Here is a 24760-nt window from a genome sequence, read left to right on the forward strand (position 1 = left end):
AGCCCCCCGCGCTCCCCCCCCCCCCCGCCCGCGCCCCGCCCCCCCCGCCCCGCCCCCCCCCGCGTTCCGTACGCCTAATGCCGGGCCGAACCGGCCAGCAGCGCCGCCACGCCGATCAGCCCGCAGGCCATCCCGGCCAGCCAACCGCCGCGCTGCCGAAGGCGGTTCCGCGCCGAGCAGGCCGTCGGCGGACGCCGCGACACGGTCAGGTCCCGCCCGCCCAGCACCGCGGTGCCGTCCCGGCGGAGCAGCACCTGGCCGCAGATGAACACCCGTTCGCCCGGCACCAGCACGGTCTCGGACCGCTCATACCGCGACGACCGCCGCGAACGCCCGGCGCCCGCCGCGAAATCCACGGTCAGCACACCCGGCGGCACCGCCGGGCCCGAGCCGTCCACACTGTCCGACACCGACGCGGGCAGCCGGTCCGCGCGCAGCCCGGCCGGCTCCACCACCACCGACCCGGTCTCGTCGCGCAGCAGGAAAGCCCGTGCGGACGTCCTGGTCTCGGCCCGGCTGCGGCCCCGCCGGGCCGGCCGCATCTCGGTCCGGTGCAGCAGCCCGTCGCCGTCGAAGTCCCTTACCCGGTCCCGGTCGTGCTCGACCCAGTGCTCGACCACCGTGCTGGTGAACCACACGCAGGAACGGCCCGACACCGGCGCGTACACCAGCCCGTCGGGCAGCGGCTCGACCACCCCGGAGACAATCGCGCGGCCCTCGTGCCGGACCAGATCCGCGCAGGTCACCGCCGCCAAGCGGGAGGCGCGGGAGCCCAGTCGGCCCATCGCCGCACACACCATGGCGACAACCAACGCGATGACCCCGAGAGCGACCATGTGTCCCCAACATACGCGGCGCCCTCCGAGGTGTCACGGCGATCTTCACGCCTTCGTGGCCCCGGCCCACGGCCGCCGAAAACCCTTTGCGGGCCCCGCGGCCGCATGGCTTGATAGGGGAAGTCAACGACAAGCCCGCGCGGCTCCGGACCACCTCCGAAGAAGCCGCGCTGCCAGGAAAGGAGCGGTCCGGTGCGGTTCCGCGAGCAAGGCCAAGGCTCCGCCGGCAGGTGCGGCGCCCCGGCCCGACGCAGGTAACCCCGTTCCGCTCCTTTCCGCGGCCGCCATCCCACGGCGGCCGCATGGAGGGGCCGCCCCGGCCGAGCCGGGTGCACCCTCCGGCCCCCGGCCGGGACGGCCCCTCGCCGCCAAGCCCTGCCGCTGCTTGCCCCGACCCCCGACTCTTCGGACCGCCACGGTCCACCACCGCCCCTGCGCGGACGTGGCACAGACGCATACGACGTTGAGTGGAGTAGAGAAGAACCATGACGTACACCGAGGTTCCCGGCGCGCGCGGCGTGCCGATCCGCATGTGGACCGATCCGGCCGCAGTCGAGAGCCAGGCCATGCAGCAACTGCACAACGTGACCACCCTCCCGTGGTTGCACGGCCTCGCGGTCATGCCCGACGTGCACTTCGGGAAGGGCGCGACGGTCGGTTCGGTCATCGCGATGAAGGACGCGGTCTGCCCGGCGGCGGTCGGCGTTGACATCGGCTGCGGGATGAGCGCCGTCAAGACGTCGCTGACTGCCGCCGACCTCCCGGACGACTTGTCCAAGCTGCGCAGCCGGATCGAGGCGGCGATCCCGGTCGGGATGAGCCTGCACGACCAGGCGGTCGACCCGGCGAAGCTGTACGGGCTGTCCGCGGCCGGCTGGGACGACTTCTGGGACCGGTTCGACGACGTCGCCGACGCGGTGAAGTTCCGCCGCGACCGTGCGGTCCGACAGATCGGAACGCTTGGCAGCGGCAATCATTTTGCTGAGGTATGCGTAGATTTGTCCGATTCGGTGTGGCTCATGCTGCACTCGGGCTCGCGCAACATCGGCAAGGAACTGGCCGAGTACCACATCAACATCGCCCGCGCGCTTCCGCACAACCAGGGCCTGGTCGACCGCGACCTGGCGGTCTTCATGGCGAAGACGTCGGAGATGCAGGCGTACCGCTCGGACCTGTTCTGGGCGCAGGAGTACGCGGCGCGGAACCGCGCCGTGATGATGGCGCTGTTCCAGCAGGTCGTGCGCAGCGAGTTCCGCAAGGCGAAGGTGACCTTCGACGAGCCGATCAGCTGCCACCACAACTACGTCTCCGAGGAGACGTACGACGGGGTGGACCTGCTGGTCACCCGGAAGGGCGCGATCCGCGCGGGCAGCGGGGACCTGGGCATCATCCCGGGCTCGATGGGGACGCGTTCCTACATCGTGCGCGGGCTGGGCAACACCCGGTCGTTCAACTCCGCTTCGCACGGCGCCGGCCGCAAGATGAGCCGGAACCAGGCGAAGAAGCGCTTCACGAAGCAGGACCTCGCCGCGCAGACCGCAGGCGTCGAGTGCCGCAAGGACGACGGCGTGGTCGACGAGATCCCGTCGGCGTACAAGGACATCGAGCAGGTCATGCGCCAGCAGGAGGACTTGGTCGAGGTCGTGGCCGAGCTGAAGCAGGTCGTCTGCGTCAAGGGCTGAACCGCAGCACGGTGTGAGGGGCAGGAGACTGAAGTCTCCTGCCCCTCACGTCTGTTCCCGCGGCTACTTGCGGGTGAGGGTGCCGGTGGGGTTGCCGGAGTCGGAGACGGTCAGTTCGACTTTGAGGGTGCCGTCGCTTTGGAGGCGGGCCTTGGTCCGGCCGCCGGAGGTGCAGAGGGGCATGCCGAGGAGGCTCGGCTGGGGGCGGCTGCCGGGGATGTCCTGGACGACCACCTCGGTGGCGGATGCGGAGACGAGGTACGCGTCGCCGGTGCAGGTCACGTTGGCGACGGGGACGAAGGCGGCGGTCGTGGCGACGACGCCCTTGGAGTTCGGGGCTGCTGCGATGGTGAGGGTGAAGTCGCTGGCCTTGCCGCCGACGCTGGTGATGGTGCCGGTCCAGGTGCCGACGTAGCCGGCCGGGACTTTGTCGGTGGAGCTGGATGCGGACTTGGCGCCGGTGGCGGGTGGAACGGCCTTGCCGGGGTCGTCGGACGCCTGATCCGTGGGGGTGGGCAGGGCGGTCGGAGTGCCGCCGGTGCCCGCGCTGCCGGCGGAGTCGGCAGTGTTCTTGCTCGTGTCGCCGTCGGTGTCGCGCAGCGCGAAGAAGAGGCCCAGGGCGACGGCGACGGCGGTGAGCGCGGCGGCGACGGGGAACCAGCGGCGGCGGTGCAGGGGGACGGCCCCGATGCCGCGGGCGGCAGCGGGGGTGTCGTGCGGGAGGGACTGCGGGGCTGCCTCTATGGGGCCGCCGGACGTGGCGAACGCCGGGGCGGGAGGCGGCGGGGGCCGCCAGGATGGCCGGGGGCCGGAGTGCATCGAGGGGGTCTCGGCGTGCGGGGGCCTCCAGGACAGCAGGGGGCCGGACTGCGCCGAGGGGGTCTCGGTGTGCGGGCTGGGCAGGTCCGGGACCGCGAAGAGGCCGGAGCCGGAGGTCTCTTCGGCGTCGGAGTCCTCGATGTCGAGGAGGGCGACGGCGCGGCGGCTGAGGTCCGTGGTGAGGTCGTTGGGCAGCCAGCTGTCGAGGACCAGGGCGGCGGCGCCGACCGGGGCGAGGGCGTCCAGGATCTCGCGCGGGGAGGGCCGGTTGGGCGGGTACTTGGCCAGGCAGGCGGCCACGAGGTCGCGCAAGGCCAGTGGTACGCCGTCGAGTCGGGGTTCCTGCGCGACGATGCGGTACATCAGGGACTGGGCGTTGCCGCTGCCGAAGGCGGTCTCGCCGCTTGCCGCGAAGGAGAGCAGCGAGCCGAGCGAGAAGACATCCGTGGCGGGGCCGATGTCGCGGCCGTCGATCTGCTCGGGCGACATGTAGCCGGGCGAGCCGATGGTGGAGCCGGTGCGGCTGTGCACGCTGGCGTCGAGGGCGCGGGCGATGCCGAAGTCGATGACGCGGGGGCCGTCCAGGGAGAGCAGGACGTTGCCGGGCTTGAGGTCGCGGTGGATGAGCCCGGTGCCGTGGATGGCGAGGAGGGCTTCGGCGAGACCGGCGCCGAGGGCGCGGACGGAGGACACCGGCAGAGTGCCGTGGCGTTCGACGGCCTGGTACAGCGAAGGGCCGGCCACGTAGGCGGTGACCAGCCAGGGGCGGTCGGATTCGGTGTCGGCGTCGAGGACGGGTGCGGTCCACTGGCTGCCGACCCGGCGGGCGGCGGCGACTTCGCGGCCGAAGCGGGAGCGGAAGCCTTCGTCGTGCGCGAGGTCGGGGCGGATGACCTTGACCGCGACGGTGCGTCCGCCGGGGTTGCGGCCCAGGTAGACGCGGCCCATGCCGCCGCTGCCGAGGACCCGCAGGATGCGGTAGCTGCCGATCTGCTGCGGGTCGTCGCGCTCCAGTGCTCGCACGTGGAATACCTCCTCACCCCTCGCCGGCCGGTTGCCGTGCCGGGTCTCCCGTCGGCCCGGCGGCCGATGTCCTGATGCGGACCCGATCCACTTGGCGTGGACGCGCGGAGGCGATCCGGCGGTTCGCCCCGGGGCGAGACTACGGCGTACGGGGTGCGGCGGGCTTACCAGGAGCATTCCGGCGGATCGGCGGGGGAGTCGTCGCCCATGCAGGAGACGCCGGCCAGGGTGAAGTTGTCCATGAAGAACGCCCAGAGCCCGGCGGCCGGCAGCGCGGCGTCGGCGGCGAGGGTGTCGAGCAGGACGAAGATCCCGGGGTGGTGCGTCTGCGGGCTGCGGAGTTGCTGCAGGCTGTGGTGTGGTGCCGGACGGCGGCGGTGTACGGGTGCTCCCGTTACCCGCGTGCACCGCCGCCGTCCGGGGCCGGTGGGGCGCCGGTCAGTAGGTGACCGGCATGTCCGCGAGGCCGCGGATGAACGAGCTGGGGTTGTGGCGCAGTTCGGTGCCGGGCACGAGGGCCAGGTCGGGCAGGCGCTTGAGGATCTCCTCGAAGGCGACCCGAATCTCCAGGCGGGCGAGCGAGGAGCCGAGGCAGAAGTGCGGGCCGTTGCCGAATGCGATGTGGTTGTTGGGGGTGCGGAAGGCGTCGAAGGCCTCGGGCTCGGCGAAGACCTCGGGGTCGCGGTTGGCGGCGCCGTACAGGAGCATGACGGTCTCGCCGGCCGGGATGGTGACGCCGTGCAGTTCGACGTCCTGGGTGGTGTGCCGGGCCATGTTGACCACGGGGGAGACCCAGCGCAGGCATTCCTCGACCGCGGACGGGATGAGCGAGGGGTCGGTGCGCAGGCGCTCCATCTGGGCGGGGTTCGCGATGAGTTGCGCGAGGCCGCCGGAGATGACGTTGCGGGTGGTCTCGTTGCCGCCGACCAGGAGCAGCAGGGATTCGCCGATGAGTTCGCTGAAGTCGAGCTTCTCGCCTTCGATTTCGGCGTGTACGAGGATGCCGATGAGGTCGTCGGTGCCGGGGTTCGCGCGGCGGCTCTCGATGACCTTGGTGGTGTATTCGACGTATTCGGTGAAGGCTTCGCCGGCCTTGTAGCTGAGTTCGCCGCCGTCGGAGAGCATGACCATGACGTCGGCCCAGTGCTGGAGCTGGTCGAGGTGGTCGTGGTCGACGCCGAGCATCTCGCCGATCATGGTCATCGGCAGCGGTGCGGCGAACTGCGCGACGAGGTCGGCGCGGCGCTCGGGCTGCGCGAGCATGCGGGCGATGAGGGTGGTGACGATCTCCCGGACGTGCTCTTCCATGGCGTTGATCTGCCGGGGCGTGAAGCCCTTGGAGACGAGCTTGCGGCGCCGGTAGTGCTGCGGGTCGTCCGAGTCGATCATGGAGGGCTGCGGGCCGACCTTGGGGCGGGAGCCCTGCGCCGAGGAGAAGATCTCCGGGTTGCGCTCGGCGAAGGAGACGTCGGCGTGCCGGGTGAGGCCCCAGACGCCGGCTTCCTCGCTGTAGTAGACGGGGGCGTTCTCGCGCAGCCAGGCGTAGTCGGCGTACGGGTCGCCCGCGTACCAGTCGCGGTCGAGCAGGTGTATGCGGCGCTCGGGCTCAGTCATGGTCGGGCCTCCGTGGCGTTTGCGGTGTCACGTGTCGTGTCGGGGCGCGGCCCGCGGGGCGGCGCGGGGCGGGCGCGGTGGTGCGGCGTCGGGGGCTGCGGCCGGGGCCGCGGCGGGTCTAGAGCACGAGCCGTACGGCGGTGCGCATCAGGTCCTGGACTTCGTCGGTGCTGCGGCCGCGGTGCGACAGGCTCAGCAGACCGGAGAGCAGGATGTGGCCGAGCACGGTCTGCAGGTCGCGGATGTGGTCGCGTTCGGCGTCCGTGGCGGGGATGCCGAGGGCGGTGTCGGTGATGCGCTGGATGGTGCCCTGGAAGGTCTGGTGGGAGGCCTCGGCGGACGGGTCCGGAGAGGTCGCGGCCTGCAGGATCGCCTCGGTGAGCAGCCGGTTCTCGGCGCTGACCTGGACCAGGCGGCAGAGCATGTCGGCGAGCCGGCCGCCGGGGTCCTCGGGGAGGTGACGGCTGGTCAGGTCGTCGATGACCTGGCCGATCCACAGGGCGGAGACCTCGCTGAGGAGGTGGTCCTTGGAGGTGAAGTAGCGGTAGACCGTGGCCCGAGCCACTCCGGCGCGGTCCGCGACGTCGTGCATGGTCACGGAGGCGTAGCCGCCCTCGGCGGCCAGGTCGAGGGCCGCTCTGACCAGGCGTTCGCGCCGCGCCTGCTGGTCGCGGGTGAGGGCGCGGGTGAGGGTGATGGTGGTTTCCGACGGAGCCATGGGTGTGATCTTGCCTCCGGATGAGACTGAAGTCTAGTCTGACGTCTCGTCAGATCGAGTGCACGTGTCTCAACCGCGAAAGCTAAGGCTCCAGGAGCCAGGCCAGGAGGCATTGTGGGGCAGGCGACTTCTCCGGCGACTTCTCCGGACGGCGCGGCGCAGGGCGCCCGTACCGGACCTCTTGCAGGCATACGCGTGCTGGAGTTCGTGGGCCTCGGCCCCGGGCCCTTCTGCGGCATGCTGCTCGCCGACCTGGGTGCGGACGTGCTGCGCCTGGACCGTGCGGATGCGGCGCGCAAGGGCTTCGACGGTCCGTCCCGGAACCCGATGAACCGCGGCAAGCGCTCCGCGGCGGTCGACCTCAAGTCGCCGGACGGCGTGGCCGCGGCGCTGCGCCTGGCGGGCGAGGCGGACGCGCTGATCGAGCCGTTCCGGCCGGGCGTGATGGAGCGCCTGGGGCTGGGCCCGGACGTGTGCCTGGAGCGCAATCCGAAGCTGGTGTACGGCCGGTTGACCGGCTGGGGCCAGGAGGGCCCGCTGGCGAAGGCCGCCGGGCACGACATCGACTACATCGCGCTGGCCGGCATGCTGGAGCCGATCGGCCGGGCCGGGCAGCCGCCGAGCATTCCGCTGAACCTGATCGGGGACTTCGGCGGCGGCGGTCTGCTGCTGGCGTACGGCCTGGTCAGCGCCCTGCTGTCGGCGACCCGCACGGGCCGCGGCCAGGTGGTCGACGCGGCGATGATCGACGGCGCCGCGGTGCTGGGCGCGACGTGGTTCACCATGGCGGCGAACGGCGGCCTGGGCCCGCGCGGCACGAACCTGCTGGACGGCGGCGCGCCGTTCTACGACGTGTACGAGACCGCGGACGCGAAGTTCGTCGCGGTCGGCTCGATCGAGCCGCACTTCTGGGCCGAACTCCTGGCCCGCCTCGGCCTGTCCGAGGACCCGGCGTTCGAGAAGCAGTACGACCGCACCGCGTGGCCGGCCATGAAGGCGCGGCTGGCGGAGGTGTTCGCGACCCGGGACCGCGACGCGTGGTGCGAACTCCTGGAGGGCACCGACTCGTGCTTCGCGCCGGTACTGTCCCCGGCCGAGGCGCCCGCGCACCCGCACCACCAGGCGCGCGGCACGTTCCGCGACATCGACGGCCTGCCCGAGCCGGCCCCCGCGCCGCGGTTCGGCGGCACGCCCGCGGGGGTGCCGGCCCGCCCGCTGAACCCGGGTCCGGCGGAGGACGGCGGCGACACCGATGCGGCGCTCGCCGCGTGGGGTCTGGCGGCCGGCGAGATTGCCGCCCTGCGGGAGTCCGGCGCCGTCGTCTGACGGGCGCCGCGCCGGTCCGCGGGCCCGCCCCGGGCACCGGCCAGAGCACGAGCTGAGGAGAAGTATGGACATCCACGAGGCGCTGTACACGACCCGGGCGATGCGCCGGGTCAAGCCGGACCCCATCCCCGAGGACGTGCAGGCCCGCATCCTGGACGCCGCGGTGCGCGCGCCCAGCGGCGGCAACGCCCAGACCTGGCGCTTCCTGCTGGTCGACGACCCGGGCGTGAAGGCGCAGTTGGGGCCGCTGTACCGGGAGGCCATGGGCAAGCTGTGGCAGACCATCTACGCCGCCAAGATCGCGGCCGCCGAGGCGGACCCGGAGTCGGCGGAGTCGAAGCAGTTCATGCGGGTGAAGAACTCCTCGCAGTGGCTGGCCGACAACTTCGAGCAGGTCCCGATGTTCCTGTTCGGCTTCAACCAGCACGACTCGACCGGCGGTTCGATCTTCCCGTCGGTGTGGAGCGCGCAGCTCGCGGCCCGCGCCGAGGGCGTCGGCTCGGCGCTGACCGCGGTGCTGGGCATCTGGCACCGCGAGGACGTGTCGCGCATCCTCGGCGTGCCGGCCGACGAGGGCTGGCACATGGCGTGCTGCGTGTCGTTCGGCTACCCGACCGGCCGCTGGGCGGTCGCGCCGCGCACGTCGGCGCACGAGGTCGCCTACCGCAACGGCTGGGGCACCCCGGTCGGCTTCGAGATCCCGGCCCCGCTGTGGCCGGCCCCCACCACTGAAGGAGACCGCAAGTGACCACCACCCAGCTTCCGTTGGCGGGCAGCGCGGCGTTCGTGTCGGGCGGCGGCAGCGGCATCGGCCTGGGCTGTGCGCTGCGCTTCGCGGCGGACGGTGCCCACGTGACGATCGCGGGCCGCAGCGAGGACCGGCTCAAGGGCGCGGTCGCCGAGATCGAGAAGGTCGCGGCGCCGGGCGTGCAGGTCGGCTATGCGGTGGCCGACGTCACGAACGAGGAGCAGGCCAAGGCCGCCATCGACCAGGCCGCTTCGCTCGGCCCGCTCAAGGCGGTCGTGGCGTCGGCGGGCGGCAACTCGACGATGGGCCCGATCACCCAGATCGACACGCAGAAGTGGCGCGACACGGTCGAGCTGAACATCACCGGCACGATGCTGGTGCTCAAGCACAGCGCGCGCCACATGGTCCGCGGCGGAGGCGGCTCGTTCGTGGCGATCTCCTCGGTCGCGTCGTCCAACACGCACCGCTGGTTCGGCGCGTACGGCGTGTCCAAGGCCGGCATCGACCACCTGGTGCAGCTGGCCGCGGACGAGCTGGGCGCGAGCGGGGTGCGGGTCAACAGCATCCGGCCCGGCCTGGTGCGCACCGACATGGTGCAGATGATCACCGACGGCGGTCCGCTGCTGGAGGACTACCTGGCCTGCACGCCGCTGGGCCGGTTCGGCGAGACCGAGGACATCTCGGCGCTGGCCGCGTTCCTGGTGGGCCCGGAGTCGACGTGGCTGACCGGCCAGGTCATCAACGTGGACGGCGGCCACCACCTGCGCCGCGGACCGGACTTCAGCAGTGTCCTGGAGCCGCTGTTCGGCCCGGACGGGCTGCGCGGCCTGGTCGCCGAGGAGGGCTGACCATGGCCGCCGGGGTGGCGGGGCTCCGCACGTTCAACCTTGCGGACCTCTTCGAGATCGTGGCGGACGCCTGTCCGGACCGGCTTGCGCTGGTGGCCGGCGAGGTGCGGCTGACGTACCGGGAGCTGGACGAGCGCGCGAACCGCTATGCGCACGCGTTCCTCGCGGCGGGCCTCGGGCCGGGCGACCATGTGGGCATCTACGCCCGCAACCGGTCGGAGTGGCTGGAGGCGATGGTCGGGGCGTTCAAGGCGCGCACCGTGCCCATCAACATCAACTACCGCTATGTCGAAGACGAGTTGTTGTACGTCCTGCGCAATGCGGACATCAAGGCGCTGGTCGTCGAGGACGAGTACCTGCCGAAGGTGGCCGCGGTCGGCGCCGACGCGCCGCTGCTGGCCGCGGTGTTCACGCTGGACAGCGGTGCGGGTGCGCCCGCCGCGGAGGTCGCGGCCGGACTCGCCCGGTTCGCGGACGGCGACCGCCTGCTCGCCGAGGCTTCCTCGGCACGGGACTTCGGGCCGCGGTCCGCGGACGACCGGTACATGGTCTACACGGGCGGCACGACCGGGTTCCCGAAGGGCGTCGAGTGGCGTTCGGAGGACATCTTCTGCAGTGCGCTCGGCGGCGGGAACTTCGGCGGCGAGCCGATATCCGACCCCGAGGAGCTGGCGAAGAAGGCGGACACGCCGCCGCTGGTGCAGATGCTCACCACGCCGCTGATGCACGGCAACGGCCAGTGGGTCACCTGGATCACGCTGGTCAACGCCGGTACGGCGGTGCTGTGGACCGGTCTGCGGTACGACCCGGCGGAGATCCTGCGGACCGTCGAGCGCGAGCGGGCCGCGACCATGATGCTGGTCGGCGATGCGATGGCCCGGCCGATCGCGGACGAACTGGCGGGCGGCGGCTACGACGTGGCGAGCCTGCGGGTCGTCGGCTCGGGCGGTGCGCTGCTGTCCCCGGCGGTCAAGGAGCAGCTGCGCGGCCTGGTCCCCGGGCTGTACATCTCGGACGGCTTCGGCGCCTCGGAGTTCGGGGCGGGCAGTGCGCAGAACGCGGACGGCCGGTTCCCGATGCGGCCGAACACCGCGGTTCTGGGCGACGACTTGCGGCCGGTCCGGCCGGGGGAGTCGGGGCGGCTGGCCCGTACCGGCTACATCCCGGTCGGGTACTACAAGGACCCGGAGAAGACCGCGGCGACGTTCCCGGTGGACCCGGACGGCGTGCGCTGGGTCGTGCCCGGCGACTACGCGCGGCTGGAGGACGACGGGACGGTCACGCTGCTCGGCCGCGGTTCGGTGTGCATCAACACCGGTGGCGAGAAGGTCTTCCCGGAAGAGGTCGAGGGCGTCCTGAAGGCGCATGCCGCGGTGTACGACGTGGTCGTGGTCGGCGTCCCGGACGCGCGGTTCGGCGAACGGGTCGCGGCGGTGGCCTCGGTACGCGAGGGCCATGCGGTGACGCTCGCCGAGCTGTCCGAGCACTGCCGCACCCGGATCGCCGGCTACAAGGTGCCGCGCGACCTGGTGGTGGTGGACGCGGTGCCGCGTTCGCCGGCCGGGAAGCCGGATTACCGGTGGGCCAAGGAAGTTGCCGCGCAAGCCGCGGAGAAGGCGGCGGCCGGAGGGTAGTTCCGGCAGGGCCGGGATTCGTCCGCAGGTCCCCTTGAGGCGAACGGCAGTTCGGCGCTCCGACCGGTTGGCCGGGTACTATTCCGGCGGCGAGCGGAGCGCCGGACCATGCCGTCACCGCGGTCGGCCGCACGGGCCGGCATAAGGGGGAACCCGTGAACGCGCAGGAACCGAACGGAACGGACCCCGTCCAGGGGTGGATCCCGCAGGGCATCGACGTCACCCGGCCGAGCATCGCCCGGGTGTACGACGCGGCCCTGGGCGGCAAGGACAATTTCGAGGTCGACCGGCAGGCCGCCGCGCAGCTGTTCGCACGGGTGCCGGACATCCGCGAGGGCGCGCTGGAGAACCGGCGCATCCTCTCGCGCGGCGTGAAGTTCCTGGTGGAGCAGGGCATCGACCAGTTCCTGGACCTGGGTTCGGGCCTGCCGTCCGCGGAGAACACGCACCAGGTGGCGCAGCGCCACAACCCGGACGCGTCGGTCGTGTACGTCGACATCGACCCGATCGTCCTCGCGCACGGGCGCGCGATCCTCGCGGAGAACTCCCGGACCCGGGTGGTCACCGCGGACGCGCGCGAGCCCAAGGCCGTCCTGAACCTGCCCGAGGTCCGCGAACTGATCGACTTCTCGCGGCCGGTGGCGCTCATGATGGTGGCGATCGTGCACCACATGGCGGACGACGACGACCCGGCGGGGATCGTCCGGGCGTACCTGGACGCGCTGCCGTCCGGGAGCTACCTGTTCCTCACCCACTTCCATGCGAACGGCTCGCCCGAGGCGACCGCGGTGGAGGAGGAGCTGCACGGGGCGCACGACTCGGGGCGGTTCCGCAGCCGCGAGGAGATCGAGGCGTTCTTCGGCGGGCTGGAGGTGGTCGAGCCGGGCATCGTGACGGTGCCCTACTGGCGGCCGGACGGTGCGGTCGCCGAACCGCTCACCCCGGCCCAGAAGCTGCTGCTCGGCGGCATCGCCCGCAAGGCCTGATCCGTTTCGGAAATCCGCGGCAGGGCAAGGCTGTTCAGCCCCGCCGCCACCGGCGGACCTCGCCTGTGGCGGCGGGCGGCTCGCCGGTCCCGGCCGCGCCCGCTTCCGGGTCGGGGTCCGGGTAGCGCTGCTCCTCCATGACCCCGGCCACCGTCAACACCGCGACGATCGCGGCGACTTCGGCGAGCGCGGAGGCGAGCATGCCGAGCGGGATGGTGGCCGCCAGCGACAGGACGGCGCCCACCCGGTAGCGGTTCGGGCTGATCCCGAAGGTGAGCCGGGTCGCCACGTTGGTGGCCAGGAACAGCGCGAGCCCGCCGGCCAGCGCGCAGGCCTGCGCGGCGTCCAGCCGGTCCGCGGGATGCGCGACGGCGCTCTTGACGCCCGCCGAGAACAGCAGGATGCCCAGCAGCAGCGCGTAGTGCCCGTACCCGTACACGGTCAGGGCGCGCAGATTGCGCTGCCGCGGCGGCAGCGCCTCCATGCGGGCCACGGTGTGCGCCTCGTCGTCGGTGCCGAAGTACGCCCACCACAGCGCGAACGCCAACATGATGGTGAGCACCGCGGTGGCGATGAGGGTGAGGTCCAGGTCCAGGAGCTGCGCGCCGGCCCCGATCGCGATGACCGACTCGCCCAGCGCGATGACCACCACCAGGCCGTGGCGTTCCACGAAGTGCCGGGCGGTCAGCGGGAACTTCATGGCGTCGGTCAGATGCGGCGCGACGATCTGCAGGGTCGCGGCGGCCGCCCACATGGCGATCTGCGGCAGGTCGGTGAGGAACGCGCCGAGCACCACCAGGACCGCGCTGCCGATGTTGAACGGTGCGATGCGGGCGATCGCGGCCCGGGACGCGCCGGACACCGCGAACATCGCGGTGTGCACGAGGGTGACGACCAGGTAGCCCCAGCCGAAGGCGGTGGCGCTGTCGTTGTCGACGAACGCGTGCGGGATGGCGAGCGACACGACCAGGAACCCGGTCATGCCCACCATCAGCAGGCACCGCCGGAGCGCGGTGTCGGGCGGGACCGCGTTGGTGAGCCACACGTACCCGCTGTACATCCACCAGATGACGGCGAGCATGACGACCATGCGGGATATGCCGGTCAGGTCAAGGTCGTGCGCGATGGCCGCGGTGAGCTGGGTGACGGTGAAGACGAAGACCAGGTCGAAGAACAGTTCGAGGGTGGAGACGCGTTCCGAGGACTGCACGGCTTCGGCCGGGCCGGACTTGGAGAGGGTCACGGCGTCATTATCCGGCGGGGAGCGCGCTGCGGTGCGGGGTACGCAGGGGTCGTCGTCCCGTACCCCGCACCGCCTGGGCCGCCCTTCAGGGATGGGCGGCGCGCCGGTCAGCCTTCGAGGGCGTGCGAGGTGAAACCGTCGGGGCCCTGCGGGAGGTCGCCCGCGATGGTGATGCGCTGCATCGAGCGGTGCATGCCGGCCGGGACGTCGGTGGGCACCAGGTGCGCGGTGGCGCGGTTGTCCCAGAACGCGATGCTGCCCGGCTGCCAGCGGAACCGCACGGTGAACTCGGCGTCCTGCAGGTGCTCGTAGAGCAGCGCGAGGAGGTGCCGGCCCTCGTTGCGGGTGAGTTCGAGGATGTGGCTGGTGAAGTTCGGGTTGACGAAGAGGATCTTCTCGCCGGTCTCCGGGTGCACGCGGACCACCGGGTGGACCGAGCGGAGCCCGTCGCCGAGGAACACCTTCGCGAGCCGGCCGGGGAGTTCGCCGCGCTTCATCGGCAGGGTGTTGTGGTGCACGGCGTGCAGGCCGTCGATGACGTCCTTGATCGGCTGCGAGAGCCGGTCGTAGGCGACCGCGAGGTTGGTCCACTGGGTGTCGCCGCCGTACGGGGGGACCACGACGCCGCGCAGGATCGAGCCCATCGGCGGGTTCGGGATGAAGGTGACGTCGGTGTGCCAGCGGCTCTCCACCGAACCCCCGCCGCCCATGCCCCCTCCGCCGCCCATCTGCTGATTGTCGAGCAGCAGGATCTCGGGGTAGTCGGGGAACTGCGACGGCAGCGTGGGGTGCGCTTTGGTCGGCTCGCCGAAGGCCTTGGCGAACGCCAGGTGCTGGGCCTGGGTGATGTCCTGGTCGCGGAAGAAGACGACCTTCCACTTGAGCAGGGTGGCGCGGATCTCGGCGACCAGCCCGGGAGTGAGGTCCCGGGAGAGGTCGACGCCGAGGATCTCGGCACCTATGTGTCCGGCCATGGGGCTTATGTCCAGGCCGAGTTCGGCTGCGGTGCCGGCTGCGGTGTCTGCGGCGTGCTCGGTGGTCGTGCTCACGGTGTCCTCCGGGGCAGGCGGGCCGCGGTCTCGGGGGAGACGGGTGCGGCGACGAGGGCGACTGCGGTGTCGACGAGGTGGGACAGGAATGCCGGGCGCGGCGTGAGGCCGCCGGCCCGGCCGTACTGGATGAACGTCTCGCGGTTGGCGAGGGCGTGCGCGAGGTAGCCGGCCAGGAGGCCCCAGCGGTCCGCGCGCAGCGGCGGCGGCAGGTGGCCGAGCTGCGCGTCGATGCGGGTGCGGACGGTGTGCACGCCGGCGGTCCACTCCTCGCGGGCCAGGTCGGTGGCCGCGATGCCCTCCAGGAGTCCGGCGTTGATGCAGAAGCGCAGGTACCAGCTGGGCCGGCCGGGCTCGCCCAGGGTCTCGGCGAGCGGCATGAGGAAGGCCTCGACCAGGCCGCGCAGTTCGGTGCCGCGGCCGGTCCGGTCCAGCTCGGCGAGCATGGCCAGGCGGCGTTCGTTGACCGGTTCCATGCGGAACCGGAACACCGCGTCCACCAGCGCTTCCTTGGAGCCGAAGTGGTAGCGGGCGGCCGCGGTGTTGCGCTGCCCGGCCTGGGTGCCGATCTCGCGCAGCGACACCCCGTTGACGCCGCGTTCGGCGAACAGCCGCTCGGCGACCTCGATCATGCTCAGCCGGGCGGCCGCCCCGCGGCCCGGATTGGCCGCCGTCTCCACTGTCATGACGGCACGTTAAGTCAGGTGGGTTAATAACTCAAGTGGGTTAGTCGAGGGAATATGCCGGGTCCGGAACGCAGTCGAGGCGCTCCCCCCGGAGGGGAAGCGCCTCGTGCGACACGTGTCGGCAGGTCGCGGTGCAGCGGTCCGGCTGATGCGCCGGCTGTGCGTCAGGAATGCATCAGGCAGTACAACTGGTCGCCGGCCCGGTGCAGTTCATGGGCGAACGCGGTCCAGTCGTGCAGCATCCGGTACAGCAGGTACGCGTCCCGCGGGATGCGGCGGTCCGGCACCGTCGACCAGATGAACGCGGCCGCGCCCAACTCCTCGTCGGTGGCGTTGCGCAGCACCTCGAGCAGTATCGGCGGCAGCTGCATGACGGCATGCGCCGGGTGCAGCACCACCAGTTCGAGCGGCGGGGTCGACTCGCGCGGGGTGTCGCCGAGCAGCGACAGGACCATCGCGCTGACCGTCTCGGGCTTGACGTTGCTGATGTACGAGTTGCTGGGCCGCTCGCGCGGCTCGCACGGATCCAGCGGGTCGATGAGCGGGGGGACCCGGGCGGCGGACGCACGGTCGGGCGCGCCGAAGTACTCGTACGTCACTCCCACCGGCCGCCTCCTTTCGTGCTTCCGCTGTGCTCGTACCCGTACTCGTGCCCGTGCTCGTGGTGCCGTGCTGCGTGGGTGTCCCGGGGGCGGGCGCTCCGACTGCGCGTGTACGCGACCCGCAGATGATCGTCCCAGGTCGGCCGTACCGGAGGCACGGTGGTTAGGTAACAGGTGTGCACCACTCGTCCTTGTCGGGAACCGGCATTTCCCATGGGGCGTCAGGACCCTCCCAGGCTCGACATGTCGGGCAAGGCGCCTTGCAGCAAAGCCTGGTGGAGCACCCCGGCCGGACGCGAGCCGGCCGGGTGCGCGGTGACCCGCACCGTCGTGCCGACCGTCTCCACCCGGACGTCCGCGAGGACGTCGGCCCACGGGCGGCCGTCCGGCCGGACGCCCTGAGCCAGTTCGGTGCGCAGCTTGCCGGCCGCCTGCTCGGCTGCGGCGGCGTCGCGGGCCGGTACGCACAGCACCTCGGTGGGCGCCTCGCCCTTCGCGCCGCGGACCCCGACGGCGGTGAGCGGCGCCGCGACCGGGGCGGGCTTCTGCGTGCCGGGGGCGGCGATCACCGCGACCAGCGTCTCGCCGAGGCAGTCGGCCAGGACGCGATGGGGGCCGTTGTTGCCGAGGGTGTCCGCGCCGCCGGCGTCGACCGCGTTCACCGTGGCCGCCGAAGGGCCGTGCACGATGCGGTCGTCCGCGAGGCGCACCACGTTGAACGCGGCGAGCACGCCCGGGAGTTTCGCCGACTGCAGGTCGACCGCGCCGTCGGGGGCGGTCCGCCAGGTGGTGCCGGCGCCGGGCGAAGGCTCCTTGGCGCCGCCGGCTTCGACGAGCGCGCCTTCGACGGCCTTGGTGTCGAACGCGCCGATCAGCACGCTTGCGGAGTCGGGGGCGAGCCCGGCGCTCCAGGCGCGGTCCGCCCGCATGGGGTCGAAGGAGTACGCCGCGGGGACTTCGCGTACCGAATTGACCAGGGCGGGGAAGCCGATGCCGAAGAGGCGGCCGTAGGGCCCGGCCGGGTCGGTGCCGCCGTTGGCCGCGCGCAGGGCGGCGAGGTCGGCGTACTCCAGGTACGCCTTCGCCGCCGGAGTGGCCGCGATGCGGCCGAGGGCGCCGGTCAGCCCGGCCGGGGTGCTGCCGCCCGCGGTGCCCGAGGCGCCTGGGCCCGGCGTGCCGCCGGTGGCGGTGGAGTCGCTCCTGGGGTCGTTCTTGGCATCGTCGGAGGACGAGCAGCCGCTCGCCGTCAATGCCACCGCGACGACCGCCGCGGACAATGCCGCGGCCGACCCGGGCCACACTCGTGCGCCGGACCGTCGGCCCGCCCGCGTACTCGCCGCCACGCGTACCCCGCCTGCCCTGAAGAACCGCTGCCCTGACCCCGCAGCCGCACCGCCGCGGGGAGTGTGGGACTCACGAGGCGGCAGGTGACGGATCGTCTGATAATACCGGCCGGTCCGACCGGCTCGACTCCGCCTTGCGGCCGATTTTCCCGACATCCGACCGCCTGACCGTCGACGCGCGCTCTCGCGGGCATCTGCGGCCTGATGTCCGGGCGCGCAGTGAGACGATGGCCGGGTGAGCGCAGTCAGTGACCTCCCGTCCTATCCCTCCGATGCCCCCGCGTCGCAGGCCCTGTTCGACCGGGCCCGCGCGGTGACGCCCGGCGGTGTCAATTCCCCGGTCCGCGCCTTCCGCGCGGTCGGCGGGACACCGCGCTTCATGGCGTCCGGGCGCGGCCCGTACCTCACCGACGCCGACGGCCGCGAGTACGTCGACCTGGTGTGCTCGTGGGGGCCGATGATCCTCGGGCACGCGCACCCCGCCGTGGTCGAGGCGGTCACCGCCGCGGTCGCGCGCGGCACGTCCTTCGGCACGCCGGGCGAGGGCGAGGTCGAACTGGCCGAGGAGATCGTGGCGCGCATCGCCCCGGTCGAGCAGGTGCGGCTGGTCACCTCGGGCACCGAGGCGACCATGTCGGCGATCCGGCTGGCCCGCGGCTTCACCGGCCGGGCCAAGATCGTCAAGTTCGCCGGCTGCTATCACGGCCACGTCGACTCGCTGCTGGCCGCGGCGGGCTCCGGCCTGGTCACCTTCGCGCTGCCGGACACCCCCGGCGTCACCGGCGCGCAGGCCGGCGACACGCTGGTGCTGCCGTACAACGACCTCGAAGCCGTGCGGGCCGTGTTCGCCGCGCACGGCGACGAGATCGCCTGCGTGATCACCGAGGCGGCGCCCGGCAACATGGGCGTGGTCACCCCGGCTCCCGGCTTCAACGCGGGCATCGCCGAGCTGTGCCGGACGCACGGCGCGCTGTTCGTCTCCGACGAGGTCATGACCGGTTTCCGGGTGTCGAAGGCGGGCTGGTTCGGGGTCGAGGGAGTGACGCCCGACCTGCTGACCTTCGGCAAGGTCATGGGCGGCGGCTTCCCCGCGGCGGCATTCGGCGGGCGCGCGGACGTCATGGCGCACCTGGCCCCGGCGGGCCCGGTCTACCAGGCGGGCACGCTGTCCGGGAACCCGGTGGCGACCGCGGCCGGCGTCACCACGCTGCGGCACTGCACCGACGCGGTGTACGAGCACCTGGACCGCACCTCGCTGGTGCTGCGCTCCGCGGTCTCCGAGGCGCTCGCCAAGGAAGGCGTGGCGCACACCGTGTCGAACGCGGGCAACATGTTCTCGGTGTTCTTCACCGAGAACCCGGTGGCCGACTACGACCAGGCGCGGACCCAGGAGGCGTTCCGCTACTCGGCGTTCTTCCACGCGATGCTGGACGCGGGCGTGTACCTGCCGCCGAGCGCCTTCGAGGCGTGGTTCCTGTCCGCGGCGCACGACGATGCCGCCGTCGAACGTATTCTCGAGGCGCTGCCGGGGGCGGCCCGCGCCGCGGCCCGGGCGACCGCGTGACCCGGCGCTCCCGCCACCTGCCGACCGATGGACCGCACAGGAGAGCAACCGACGATGTCCAGCAGTGATGTGACGATCGTTCACCTCATGCGCCACGGCGAGGTGCACAACCCGGAGGGCGTCCTGTACGGGCGGCTCCCCGACTACCACCTGTCCGAACTCGGCGTGAAGATGGCCGAGCGGGTCGCCGACCACCTCGCCTCGCGCGACATCACGCACGTGGTGGCGTCGTCCCTCGACCGGGCCCAGGAGACCGCGGCGCCGATCGCGGCCCGGCACGGCCTGGAGGTGGCCACCGACGACCGGCTGATCGAGGCGGAGAACATCTTCGAGGGCAAGACCTTCGGGGTGGGCGACGGTTCGCTGCGCAAGCCGGAGTACTGGAAGTACCTGCGCAACCCGCTCAAGCCGTCCTGGGGCGAGCCGTACATCGAGCAGGTCGTCCGCGTCATGGGCGCCCTGGGCCGGGCCCGCGACCTGGCCCGCGGCCACGAGGCGGTGTGCGTGAGCCACCAGTTGCCGATCTGGGTGACCCGCTCGTTCGTGGAGCGCCGCCGCCTGTGGCACGACCCGCGCAAGCGGCAGTGCTCGCTCGCGTCGCTGACCACCTTCACGTACGAGGGCGACAAGATCGTCTCGGTCGGCTACACCGAACCGGCGCGCGACCTGCTGCCCGCGAAACTCCTCAAGCAGGCCAAGCAGTTCGGCGCGTAAATTCCGGTCATAAACGGACAAAACATCCAACCCGGGTGGCATTCCGCGGTCATCCTCTTGACACGGAGCGCCACCCGGAGGTGTTTCCGCGGACCCGGTGCGGCCCCCGCCGAACCCCATGCGAAACTTTTCACATGTTCTCGAAGAGCCCCCTGAAGCGCGTTGCCGCGCTGGTCGCCGTCGCCGTGATCGGCCTCGCCGGGTGCACGTCCGGCAGTTCGGGCGGCAAGGCCACGGACGGGGACCGCCAGGGGTACGTCGAGGGGTCCGGCATCAAGAGAGTCGCGGTCGGGGACCGGCAGGCCGCGCCGAAGGTGGCGGGGACGACGCTGGACGGGCAGGAGCTCGCGCTCGCCGACCTCAAGGGCAAGATCGTCGTGCTCAACGTGTGGGGTTCGTGGTGCGCGCCGTGCCGCGGCGAGGCGCCGAACCTGCAGAAGGTGTACGACAGCACGAAGGACTCCGGGGTCGCGTTCCTGGGCATCAACACCCGGGACGCATCGGAGACCAACGCGAAGGCGTTCGAGGACCGTTTCGGGATCACCTACCCGAGCATCTTCGACCCCGAGGGCAAGCAGATCCTCAAGTTCACCGGGAACCTCAACCCGCAGGCCATCCCGAGCACGCTGGTGATCGACGGGGAAGGCCGCATCGCGGCCCGCGCCCTGCAGGCCGTCACCGAGGAGCAACTGCTCTCGATGATCGAGACCGCCCGGAACGGGAGCTGACCCGGTGCTGCTCGCAGCCGCCGACACCACCGCGACGGTGACGAGCGGATCGCTCCTGCTCGCCATACCGCTTGCGCTGCTCGCCGGCCTGGTCTCGTTCTTCTCGCCGTGTGTGCTGCCGCTGGTGCCCGGTTACCTGTCGTACGTGACGGGGGTGTCCGGCGCCGACCTGAAGGACGCGCGCCGCGGGCGGCTGGTCGCCGGTGCGCTGCTGTTCATGCTCGGCTTCACCGCGGTGTTCGTGTCGATGGGGGCCGCGTTCGGCTACTTCGGCAACACGCTGCTCGAACACCAGAAGACGATAACGCGGGTCCTGGGCGCGGTCACGATCGTGCTCGGCCTGTCGTTCATGGGCGTACTCCCGGGCATGCAGCGGGAGTTCCGCATCCACAAGAAGCCGACGCTGGGCCTGGCGGGCGCGCCTATGCTGGGCGTGCTCTTCGGGCTCGGGTGGACGCCGTGCATCGGTCCGACGCTGAGCGCGGTGCTCACCCTCTCGGTCGACCAGGCCAGCGCCAACCGCGGCGCGGTGCTCACCGTCGCCTACTGCCTGGGCCTGGGTGTGCCGTTCGTGGTGGCCGCGCTCGCGTTCCGCAAGGCGCTCGGCGCCTTCGCGTGGGTCAAGCGCCACTACGTCTGGGTGATGCGCCTGGGCGGCGGACTCCTGGTCCTGCTCGGCCTGCTCATGGTCACCGGGATCTGGGACACCATCATCCGCGAGATGCAGACCTGGGTCAGCGGATACACGATCGGAATCTGACGTGAGTATCGACATCAACGCCGACAAGCAGGCCGCCGACGCGGGCATGTCCACGGCTCCCCAGCCGGACAAGTACGACGCCGGGCAGTCGGCGCTCGGCGCCCGCGGCTGGCTGCGCTGGATGTGGCGGCAGCTGACCTCGATGCGTGTCGCGCTGATCCTGCTCCTGCTGCTGTCGCTTGCCGCGATCCCCAGTTCGCTCATCCCGCAGCGGTCGGTCAGCCCGTTCAAGGTCTCCGAGTACTTCCGCAACAACCCGGGCAAGGCCGAGTTCTACGACAAGCTGCAGCTGTTCGACGTCTTCTCGTCGTGGTGGTTCGCGGCCATCTACATCCTGCTGTTCGTCTCGCTGGTCGGCTGCATCGTGCCGCGCGCGTGGGCGCACTCCAAGGCGCTGCGCACCAAGCCGCCGGCCGCGCCGCGCAACATGGAGCGGCTGCCCGCGTACGCGACCTGGGAGACCGACGCGGACGCGGCCGACGTGCTGGCGGCCGCCCGCGTGCAGCTGAAGAAGCGCCGCTTCCGGCTGGCCCCGAGCACCGACTCGCTGGCCGGCGAGAAGGGCTACATGCGGGAGACCGGCAACATCGTCTTCCACATCGCGCTCATCGGCGTGCTGCTCGCGTTCCTGGTCGGCAAGCTCTTCATGGGCCAGGGCGGCAAGATCCTGGTGGAGGGCTCGCCCGAGGGCTTCGCCAACTCCTTCACGCAGTACGACGACTTCCAGTCCGGCGCGCTGTTCGACGAGAAGGAGATGGAGGCGTTCGGCTTCAAGCTCAAGAAGCTGGACCAGACCTTCGAGCGGCTCGGCACCCAGAAGGGCGCGCCGCGCGACTTCGAGGCGACCGTCGAGTACTGGCAGGGCGTCGACGGCAAGCCGAAGACCGGCAAGATCAAGGTCAACGAGCCGCTGCAGATAGGGGGGACGAAGGTCTTCCTGCTCGGCACCGGTTATGCGCTGGACATCACGGTGAAGGACTCCAAGGGCAAGGTCGCGTACCAGGGCCCGGTGGTGTTCCTGCCGCAGGACAGCAACCGCACCTCCACCGGCGTCATCAAGGTGCCGGACGTCAGCCGGGGCGTGCAGCAGATCGGCTTCGACGGCATCTTCGCCCCGACCGTCTCGCTGGACCCGAACAAGGGCTGGTTCTCCACCTTCCCGTCGCTGGACAGCCCGGCGCTGATCCTGACCGCGTACCACGGCAGCCTCGGCATCGACACGGGCGTCCCGCAGTCGGTGTTCCGGCTGAACACCAAGGCCATGGAGCAGTACAAGAAGGACGACGGGCAGCCCTGGGCCCAGGTGCTCAGGCCCGGCGAGACCGAGGTGCTGCCGGACGGCAGCTCCATCACGCTCGACGGCGTGCGGCCGTGGGCGAACTTCCAGATCTCCAAGGAGCCCGGCAAGGAGGTCGCGCTGTACAGCGTGATCGCCGCGATCACCGGGCTGGTGCTGTCGCTGTTCGTGCGGCGCCGCCGCATGTGGGTGCGCGCGACCGCCGGACCGGACGGGCGTACCGTCGTGGAGGTCGCCGGACTCACCCGGACCGAGGGCGGCGGTCTGGGGCAAGAGGTGCAAGCCCTCGTGGACGACCTGCGGGCCTCGGCACCTGTCGCATCGTCGGACGGCCCCGCATCGGGGGCCGCGCCGAAGTCAGCCGAAGCCGAAGGCGCCGCGAAGAGCGTCGCCGCGGACAAGAAGGACGAGGACTAAGGCGTGCCCACGATCACCTCGGCAGCGGCCGACGCCGCAGAGACGGTCAACGCCGTCAACGAGAACCTCGCGCAGCTGAGCAACTGGTTCATGTACTCGGCGATCGCGATCTACACGCTGGCCTTCTTCGCGTTCTGCGCGGAGTGGGTCTTCGGCGGCCGCAGCCGGGTCGCGCAGCAGTCCGCGGCACTGGACGAGGTGCCGGTCGAGGTGCCTGCGCAGGCGGCCGCACCGGTGGCCCCGGCCGCGACGCTTGCCGCGGCGTTCGGTTCCGCCGAGCCGGCCGCGGGTGCGGCGGGCGGCGGCAGTGTCGCGCTGGCGGAGCGCCCGGTGGTCGTGGTGCGCGATGCGGGCCACGACGGCGATGCGGCGGACGACGGCGGCGACGTGACCGGCGGCGACGAGCGGTCCGACCGCTTCGGGCGCATCGCGGTCTCGCTGACCGTGCTGGCGTTCCTGCTGCACGCGGGCACGCTGCTGGCCCGCGGCTTCGCGGTCAAGCGCGCGCCCTGGGGCAATATGTACGAGTTCTCCGCGTCGGTGGCCCTCATGGTCGTCGCGGCGTTCCTCATCCTGCTGACCCGCCGACCGGTGCGCTGGCTGGGCATCTTCGTGCTGCTGCCGGTCATCACCACGCTCGGCGTCGCGGTCACCGTGCTGTACACCGACACGCAGCAGCTGGTCCCGGCACTGCACTCGTACTGGCTGTGGATCCACGTCTCGACCGCGATCGTGTCGTTCGGCGCGCTGCACATCGGGGCGCTCGCCTCGATCCTGTACCTGATGAAGGACAGCTACCAGAAGCGCATGCGCGCCGAGGACCCGAAGCGGCGGCCGTGGGACACCGTGATGGAGCGCATCCCGACGCCGGCGTCGCTGGACAAGACCGCGTACCGGGTCAATGCGCTGATCTTCCCGCTGTGGACGTTCGCGGTGGTGGCCGGTGCGGTGTGGGCGGAGAACGCGTGGGGCCGCTACTGGGGCTGGGACCCCAAGGAGACGTGGTCGTTCATCACGTGGGTGGCGTACGCGGCGTACCTGCACGCGCGTGCGACCGGCGGGTGGAAGGGGCGCAATGCGGCCTACCTGTCTTTGCTGGCCTTCGCGTGCTTCCTCTTCAACTACTACGGCGTGAACATGTTCATCAACGGTCTGCACTCGTACAGCGGCGTCTGAGCCGCGTTCGCTGCCGCAGGCCGCGCACAGGGGGTGCCGGCACGCGCCCCCTGTGCGCCGTTGGAAGGATCAATTCCCTTCGGGGATGATGAAGTTCGACGTGTCCGCGCAGGGAGGTCGCCATGAGCGATTCCGGACGCGGGCGGCACCGTGCCCGCATGGCCGACGGCCTCGGCAGGCTGCGCGGCCGGCGTGCCCGGGCGGTGGCCTGGGCGGTGCGGGCCACGGGGTCGAAGGCCGCGGCCGCGGTGGTGTTCGTCGTGCTGGCGGTGGTGGCCTGGATCCTGGCCGACATCCTGGTCGGGCAGGACGCCGGACGCACGGCGTCGGACCGCTCGCCGCACACGCAGCCCGACGCGCGGCCCGGGCCTTCGCTGCCGCCGAACGAGCCGGCCGCGGTGGCCGCGGCGGGGCCTTCGGCGGAAATGCCGACCACACCTACACCGCGGCCCGGCGGCGGGACACCCGCGCCGCCCGAATCTCCGCCGCCCACGTCGGCCAAGCCCGAGCCGCCCAAACCGAGTTCGGCCCCGGACCCGGCTCCGGCCGCCGACCGCGCGGTCGCCTACGCGAAGCAGTACACCTTGATGGTGCGCGAGGCCCCCACGCAGCGCTCAGGACTGGTCGCCACGCTGCCGAACAACACCAAGGTCACCGTGCTGTGCCACACGACGGGCCCGAGCGTGGTCTCCTTCACCGGCCGCAGCACCGAGGTCTGGAACAAGATCGCTCTCCCGGGCGGGAGGACCGGCTACGTCTCGGACGGCTGGCTCGCCACCTCGGCCGACATCACCACCCTGGTCCCGTACTGCCGCTGAAGGCGCGAAGTCTCCCGGTCCTTGCGTTGCGGTCCGCAGGGCGAGTCCGGGCGCGGGAACGGGGGGGGGGGGGGGGGGGGGGGGGGGCCCCGGCCCGGGGCGCCCCCCCCCGGGGGGGGGGGACCGCCA

22 protein-coding genes are annotated in these 24760 nt (G+C 71.8%); 13 read left to right on the forward strand and 9 right to left on the reverse strand.

Going from position 1 to position 24760, the window contains the following annotated elements; genetic code table 11:
* Nucleotides 1-74: 74 nt before the first annotated feature.
* Nucleotides 75-836: a GIDE domain-containing protein gene (locus LZ495_RS20025; RefSeq protein WP_235053798.1), complete on the reverse strand. Its 762-nt coding sequence runs from the start codon at nucleotides 834-836 to the stop codon at nucleotides 75-77.
* Between the two features lie 485 nt (nucleotides 837-1321).
* Here LZ495_RS20025 and LZ495_RS20030 point away from each other — a divergent pair, with 485 nt between their 5' ends.
* Nucleotides 1322-2518 carry an RtcB family protein gene (locus LZ495_RS20030; protein WP_235053799.1) on the forward strand — a complete coding sequence of 399 codons (1197 nt, stop codon included), beginning with the start codon at nucleotides 1322-1324 and terminating at the stop codon, nucleotides 2516-2518.
* Nucleotides 2519-2581: 63 nt separating this feature from the next.
* On the opposite strand, the gene LZ495_RS44100 is transcribed toward LZ495_RS20030, so the two are convergent.
* The 3 genes from LZ495_RS44100 to LZ495_RS20050 all read right to left on the reverse strand — a co-directional run bounded on the left by LZ495_RS44100 (nucleotide 2582) and on the right by LZ495_RS20050 (nucleotide 6692).
* Nucleotides 2582-4360, reverse strand: a complete 1779-nt coding sequence (locus tag LZ495_RS44100; RefSeq protein WP_308268418.1) for a serine/threonine-protein kinase — start codon at nucleotides 4358-4360, stop codon at nucleotides 2582-2584.
* Between the two features lie 438 nt (nucleotides 4361-4798).
* Complete coding sequence (locus LZ495_RS20045; protein WP_235053801.1) at nucleotides 4799-5974, reverse strand: cytochrome P450; 1176 nt, start codon at nucleotides 5972-5974, stop codon at nucleotides 4799-4801.
* Nucleotides 5975-6092: 118 nt separating this feature from the next.
* Nucleotides 6093-6692 carry a TetR/AcrR family transcriptional regulator gene (locus tag LZ495_RS20050; RefSeq protein WP_235053803.1) on the reverse strand — a complete coding sequence of 200 codons (600 nt, stop codon included), beginning with the start codon at nucleotides 6690-6692 and terminating at the stop codon, nucleotides 6093-6095.
* A gap of 195 nt (nucleotides 6693-6887) precedes the next feature.
* Between LZ495_RS20050 and LZ495_RS20055 the strand changes: the two genes are divergently transcribed.
* The 5 genes from LZ495_RS20055 to LZ495_RS20075 all read left to right on the forward strand — a co-directional run bounded on the left by LZ495_RS20055 (nucleotide 6888) and on the right by LZ495_RS20075 (nucleotide 12234).
* On the forward strand, nucleotides 6888-8018 hold the full coding sequence (locus LZ495_RS20055) for a CaiB/BaiF CoA transferase family protein (RefSeq protein ID WP_235053805.1): 1131 nt from the start codon (nucleotides 6888-6890) through the stop codon (nucleotides 8016-8018).
* A gap of 64 nt (nucleotides 8019-8082) precedes the next feature.
* Nucleotides 8083-8766 (forward strand): nitroreductase family protein, encoded by a 684-nt coding sequence (locus LZ495_RS20060; RefSeq protein WP_235053807.1) that lies wholly within the window; start codon nucleotides 8083-8085, stop codon nucleotides 8764-8766.
* Nucleotides 8763-9614 carry an SDR family oxidoreductase gene (locus tag LZ495_RS20065; RefSeq protein WP_235053808.1) on the forward strand — a complete coding sequence of 284 codons (852 nt, stop codon included), beginning with the start codon at nucleotides 8763-8765 and terminating at the stop codon, nucleotides 9612-9614. Before LZ495_RS20060 ends, LZ495_RS20065 begins: the two co-directional genes overlap by 4 nt.
* Before the next feature lie 2 nt (nucleotides 9615-9616).
* Nucleotides 9617-11248: an acyl-CoA synthetase gene (locus LZ495_RS20070; protein ID WP_235053809.1), complete on the forward strand. Its 1632-nt coding sequence runs from the start codon at nucleotides 9617-9619 to the stop codon at nucleotides 11246-11248.
* Between the two features lie 155 nt (nucleotides 11249-11403).
* Nucleotides 11404-12234 carry an SAM-dependent methyltransferase gene (locus tag LZ495_RS20075; protein WP_235053810.1) on the forward strand — a complete coding sequence of 277 codons (831 nt, stop codon included), beginning with the start codon at nucleotides 11404-11406 and terminating at the stop codon, nucleotides 12232-12234.
* Nucleotides 12235-12268: 34 nt separating this feature from the next.
* On the opposite strand, the gene LZ495_RS20080 is transcribed toward LZ495_RS20075, so the two are convergent.
* The 5 genes from LZ495_RS20080 to LZ495_RS20100 form a co-directional block, all read right to left on the reverse strand.
* Nucleotides 12269-13477 carry a low temperature requirement protein A gene (locus LZ495_RS20080; RefSeq protein ID WP_235053811.1) on the reverse strand — a complete coding sequence of 403 codons (1209 nt, stop codon included), beginning with the start codon at nucleotides 13475-13477 and terminating at the stop codon, nucleotides 12269-12271.
* Nucleotides 13478-13584: 107 nt separating this feature from the next.
* Entirely contained in the window at nucleotides 13585-14526 is a 942-nt protein-coding gene (locus LZ495_RS20085; protein ID WP_235053812.1) for a TauD/TfdA dioxygenase family protein, read from the reverse strand.
* Nucleotides 14523-15212, reverse strand: coding sequence for a TetR/AcrR family transcriptional regulator (locus LZ495_RS44570; protein ID WP_284701861.1), 690 nt, complete (start codon nucleotides 15210-15212; stop codon nucleotides 14523-14525). The genes LZ495_RS20085 and LZ495_RS44570 overlap by 4 nt, the downstream gene beginning before the upstream one ends.
* Before the next feature lie 164 nt (nucleotides 15213-15376).
* On the reverse strand, nucleotides 15377-15817 hold the full coding sequence (locus LZ495_RS20095; RefSeq protein ID WP_235053813.1) for a hypothetical protein: 441 nt from the start codon (nucleotides 15815-15817) through the stop codon (nucleotides 15377-15379).
* A 218-nt stretch (nucleotides 15818-16035) separates the two neighbouring features.
* Nucleotides 16036-17070: a hypothetical protein gene (locus tag LZ495_RS20100; RefSeq protein WP_235053814.1), complete on the reverse strand. Its 1035-nt coding sequence runs from the start codon at nucleotides 17068-17070 to the stop codon at nucleotides 16036-16038.
* Between the two features lie 322 nt (nucleotides 17071-17392).
* On the opposite strand from LZ495_RS20100, the gene hemL reads away from it, so the two are divergent.
* The 7 genes from hemL to LZ495_RS44105 all read left to right on the forward strand — a co-directional run bounded on the left by hemL (nucleotide 17393) and on the right by LZ495_RS44105 (nucleotide 24631).
* Nucleotides 17393-18721 (forward strand): glutamate-1-semialdehyde 2,1-aminomutase, encoded by a 1329-nt coding sequence (gene hemL, locus LZ495_RS20105; RefSeq protein WP_235053816.1) that lies wholly within the window; start codon nucleotides 17393-17395, stop codon nucleotides 18719-18721.
* 54 nt (nucleotides 18722-18775) lie between these two features.
* A complete protein-coding gene (locus LZ495_RS20110) occupies nucleotides 18776-19435 on the forward strand; it encodes a histidine phosphatase family protein (RefSeq protein ID WP_235053817.1) in 660 nt (219 codons plus the stop codon).
* 134 nt (nucleotides 19436-19569) lie between these two features.
* Nucleotides 19570-20163 carry a TlpA family protein disulfide reductase gene (locus LZ495_RS20115; protein WP_235053819.1) on the forward strand — a complete coding sequence of 198 codons (594 nt, stop codon included), beginning with the start codon at nucleotides 19570-19572 and terminating at the stop codon, nucleotides 20161-20163.
* Nucleotides 20164-20167: 4 nt separating this feature from the next.
* The gene (locus LZ495_RS20120) at nucleotides 20168-20923 is read left to right on the forward strand and encodes a cytochrome c biogenesis CcdA family protein (protein WP_235053821.1); all 756 of its coding nucleotides are present in this window, start codon (nucleotides 20168-20170) and stop codon (nucleotides 20921-20923) included.
* A gap of 1 nt (nucleotide 20924) precedes the next feature.
* Nucleotides 20925-22637: a cytochrome c biogenesis protein ResB gene (gene resB, locus LZ495_RS20125; protein WP_235053822.1), complete on the forward strand. Its 1713-nt coding sequence runs from the start codon at nucleotides 20925-20927 to the stop codon at nucleotides 22635-22637.
* A gap of 90 nt (nucleotides 22638-22727) precedes the next feature.
* Nucleotides 22728-23813 carry a c-type cytochrome biogenesis protein CcsB gene (ccsB, locus tag LZ495_RS20130; protein ID WP_235053929.1) on the forward strand — a complete coding sequence of 362 codons (1086 nt, stop codon included), beginning with the start codon at nucleotides 22728-22730 and terminating at the stop codon, nucleotides 23811-23813.
* A 122-nt stretch (nucleotides 23814-23935) separates the two neighbouring features.
* A complete protein-coding gene (locus LZ495_RS44105; RefSeq protein WP_268823072.1) occupies nucleotides 23936-24631 on the forward strand; it encodes an SH3 domain-containing protein in 696 nt (231 codons plus the stop codon).
* Nucleotides 24632-24760: the final 129 nt, after the last annotated feature.

This window comes from Yinghuangia soli (assembly GCF_021502675.1).
In the GTDB taxonomy this organism is placed as follows: Bacteria; Actinomycetota; Actinomycetes; order Streptomycetales; family Streptomycetaceae; genus Yinghuangia; species Yinghuangia soli.

What these genes read in the sequence shown, in the direction of transcription:
- LZ495_RS20025 (WP_235053798.1), bottom strand. Translation starts at nt 836, where the DNA reads ATGGTCGCTCTCGGGGTCATCGCGTTGGTTGTCGCCATGGTGTGTGCG.
- LZ495_RS20030 (WP_235053799.1), top strand. Translation starts at nt 1,322, where the DNA reads ATGACGTACACCGAGGTTCCCGGCGCGCGCGGCGTGCCGATCCGCATG.
- LZ495_RS20045 (WP_235053801.1), bottom strand. Translation starts at nt 5,974, where the DNA reads ATGACTGAGCCCGAGCGCCGCATACACCTGCTCGACCGCGACTGGTAC.
- LZ495_RS20050 (WP_235053803.1), bottom strand. Translation starts at nt 6,692, where the DNA reads ATGGCTCCGTCGGAAACCACCATCACCCTCACCCGCGCCCTCACCCGC.
- LZ495_RS20060 (WP_235053807.1), top strand. Translation starts at nt 8,083, where the DNA reads ATGGACATCCACGAGGCGCTGTACACGACCCGGGCGATGCGCCGGGTC.
- LZ495_RS20070 (WP_235053809.1), top strand. Translation starts at nt 9,617, where the DNA reads ATGGCCGCCGGGGTGGCGGGGCTCCGCACGTTCAACCTTGCGGACCTC.
- LZ495_RS44570 (WP_284701861.1), bottom strand. Translation starts at nt 15,212, where the DNA reads ATGACAGTGGAGACGGCGGCCAATCCGGGCCGCGGGGCGGCCGCCCGG.
- LZ495_RS20110 (WP_235053817.1), top strand. Translation starts at nt 18,776, where the DNA reads ATGTCCAGCAGTGATGTGACGATCGTTCACCTCATGCGCCACGGCGAG.
- LZ495_RS20115 (WP_235053819.1), top strand. Translation starts at nt 19,570, where the DNA reads ATGTTCTCGAAGAGCCCCCTGAAGCGCGTTGCCGCGCTGGTCGCCGTC.
- ccsB (WP_235053929.1), top strand. Translation starts at nt 22,728, where the DNA reads ATGTACTCGGCGATCGCGATCTACACGCTGGCCTTCTTCGCGTTCTGC.
- LZ495_RS44105 (WP_268823072.1), top strand. Translation starts at nt 23,936, where the DNA reads ATGAGCGATTCCGGACGCGGGCGGCACCGTGCCCGCATGGCCGACGGC.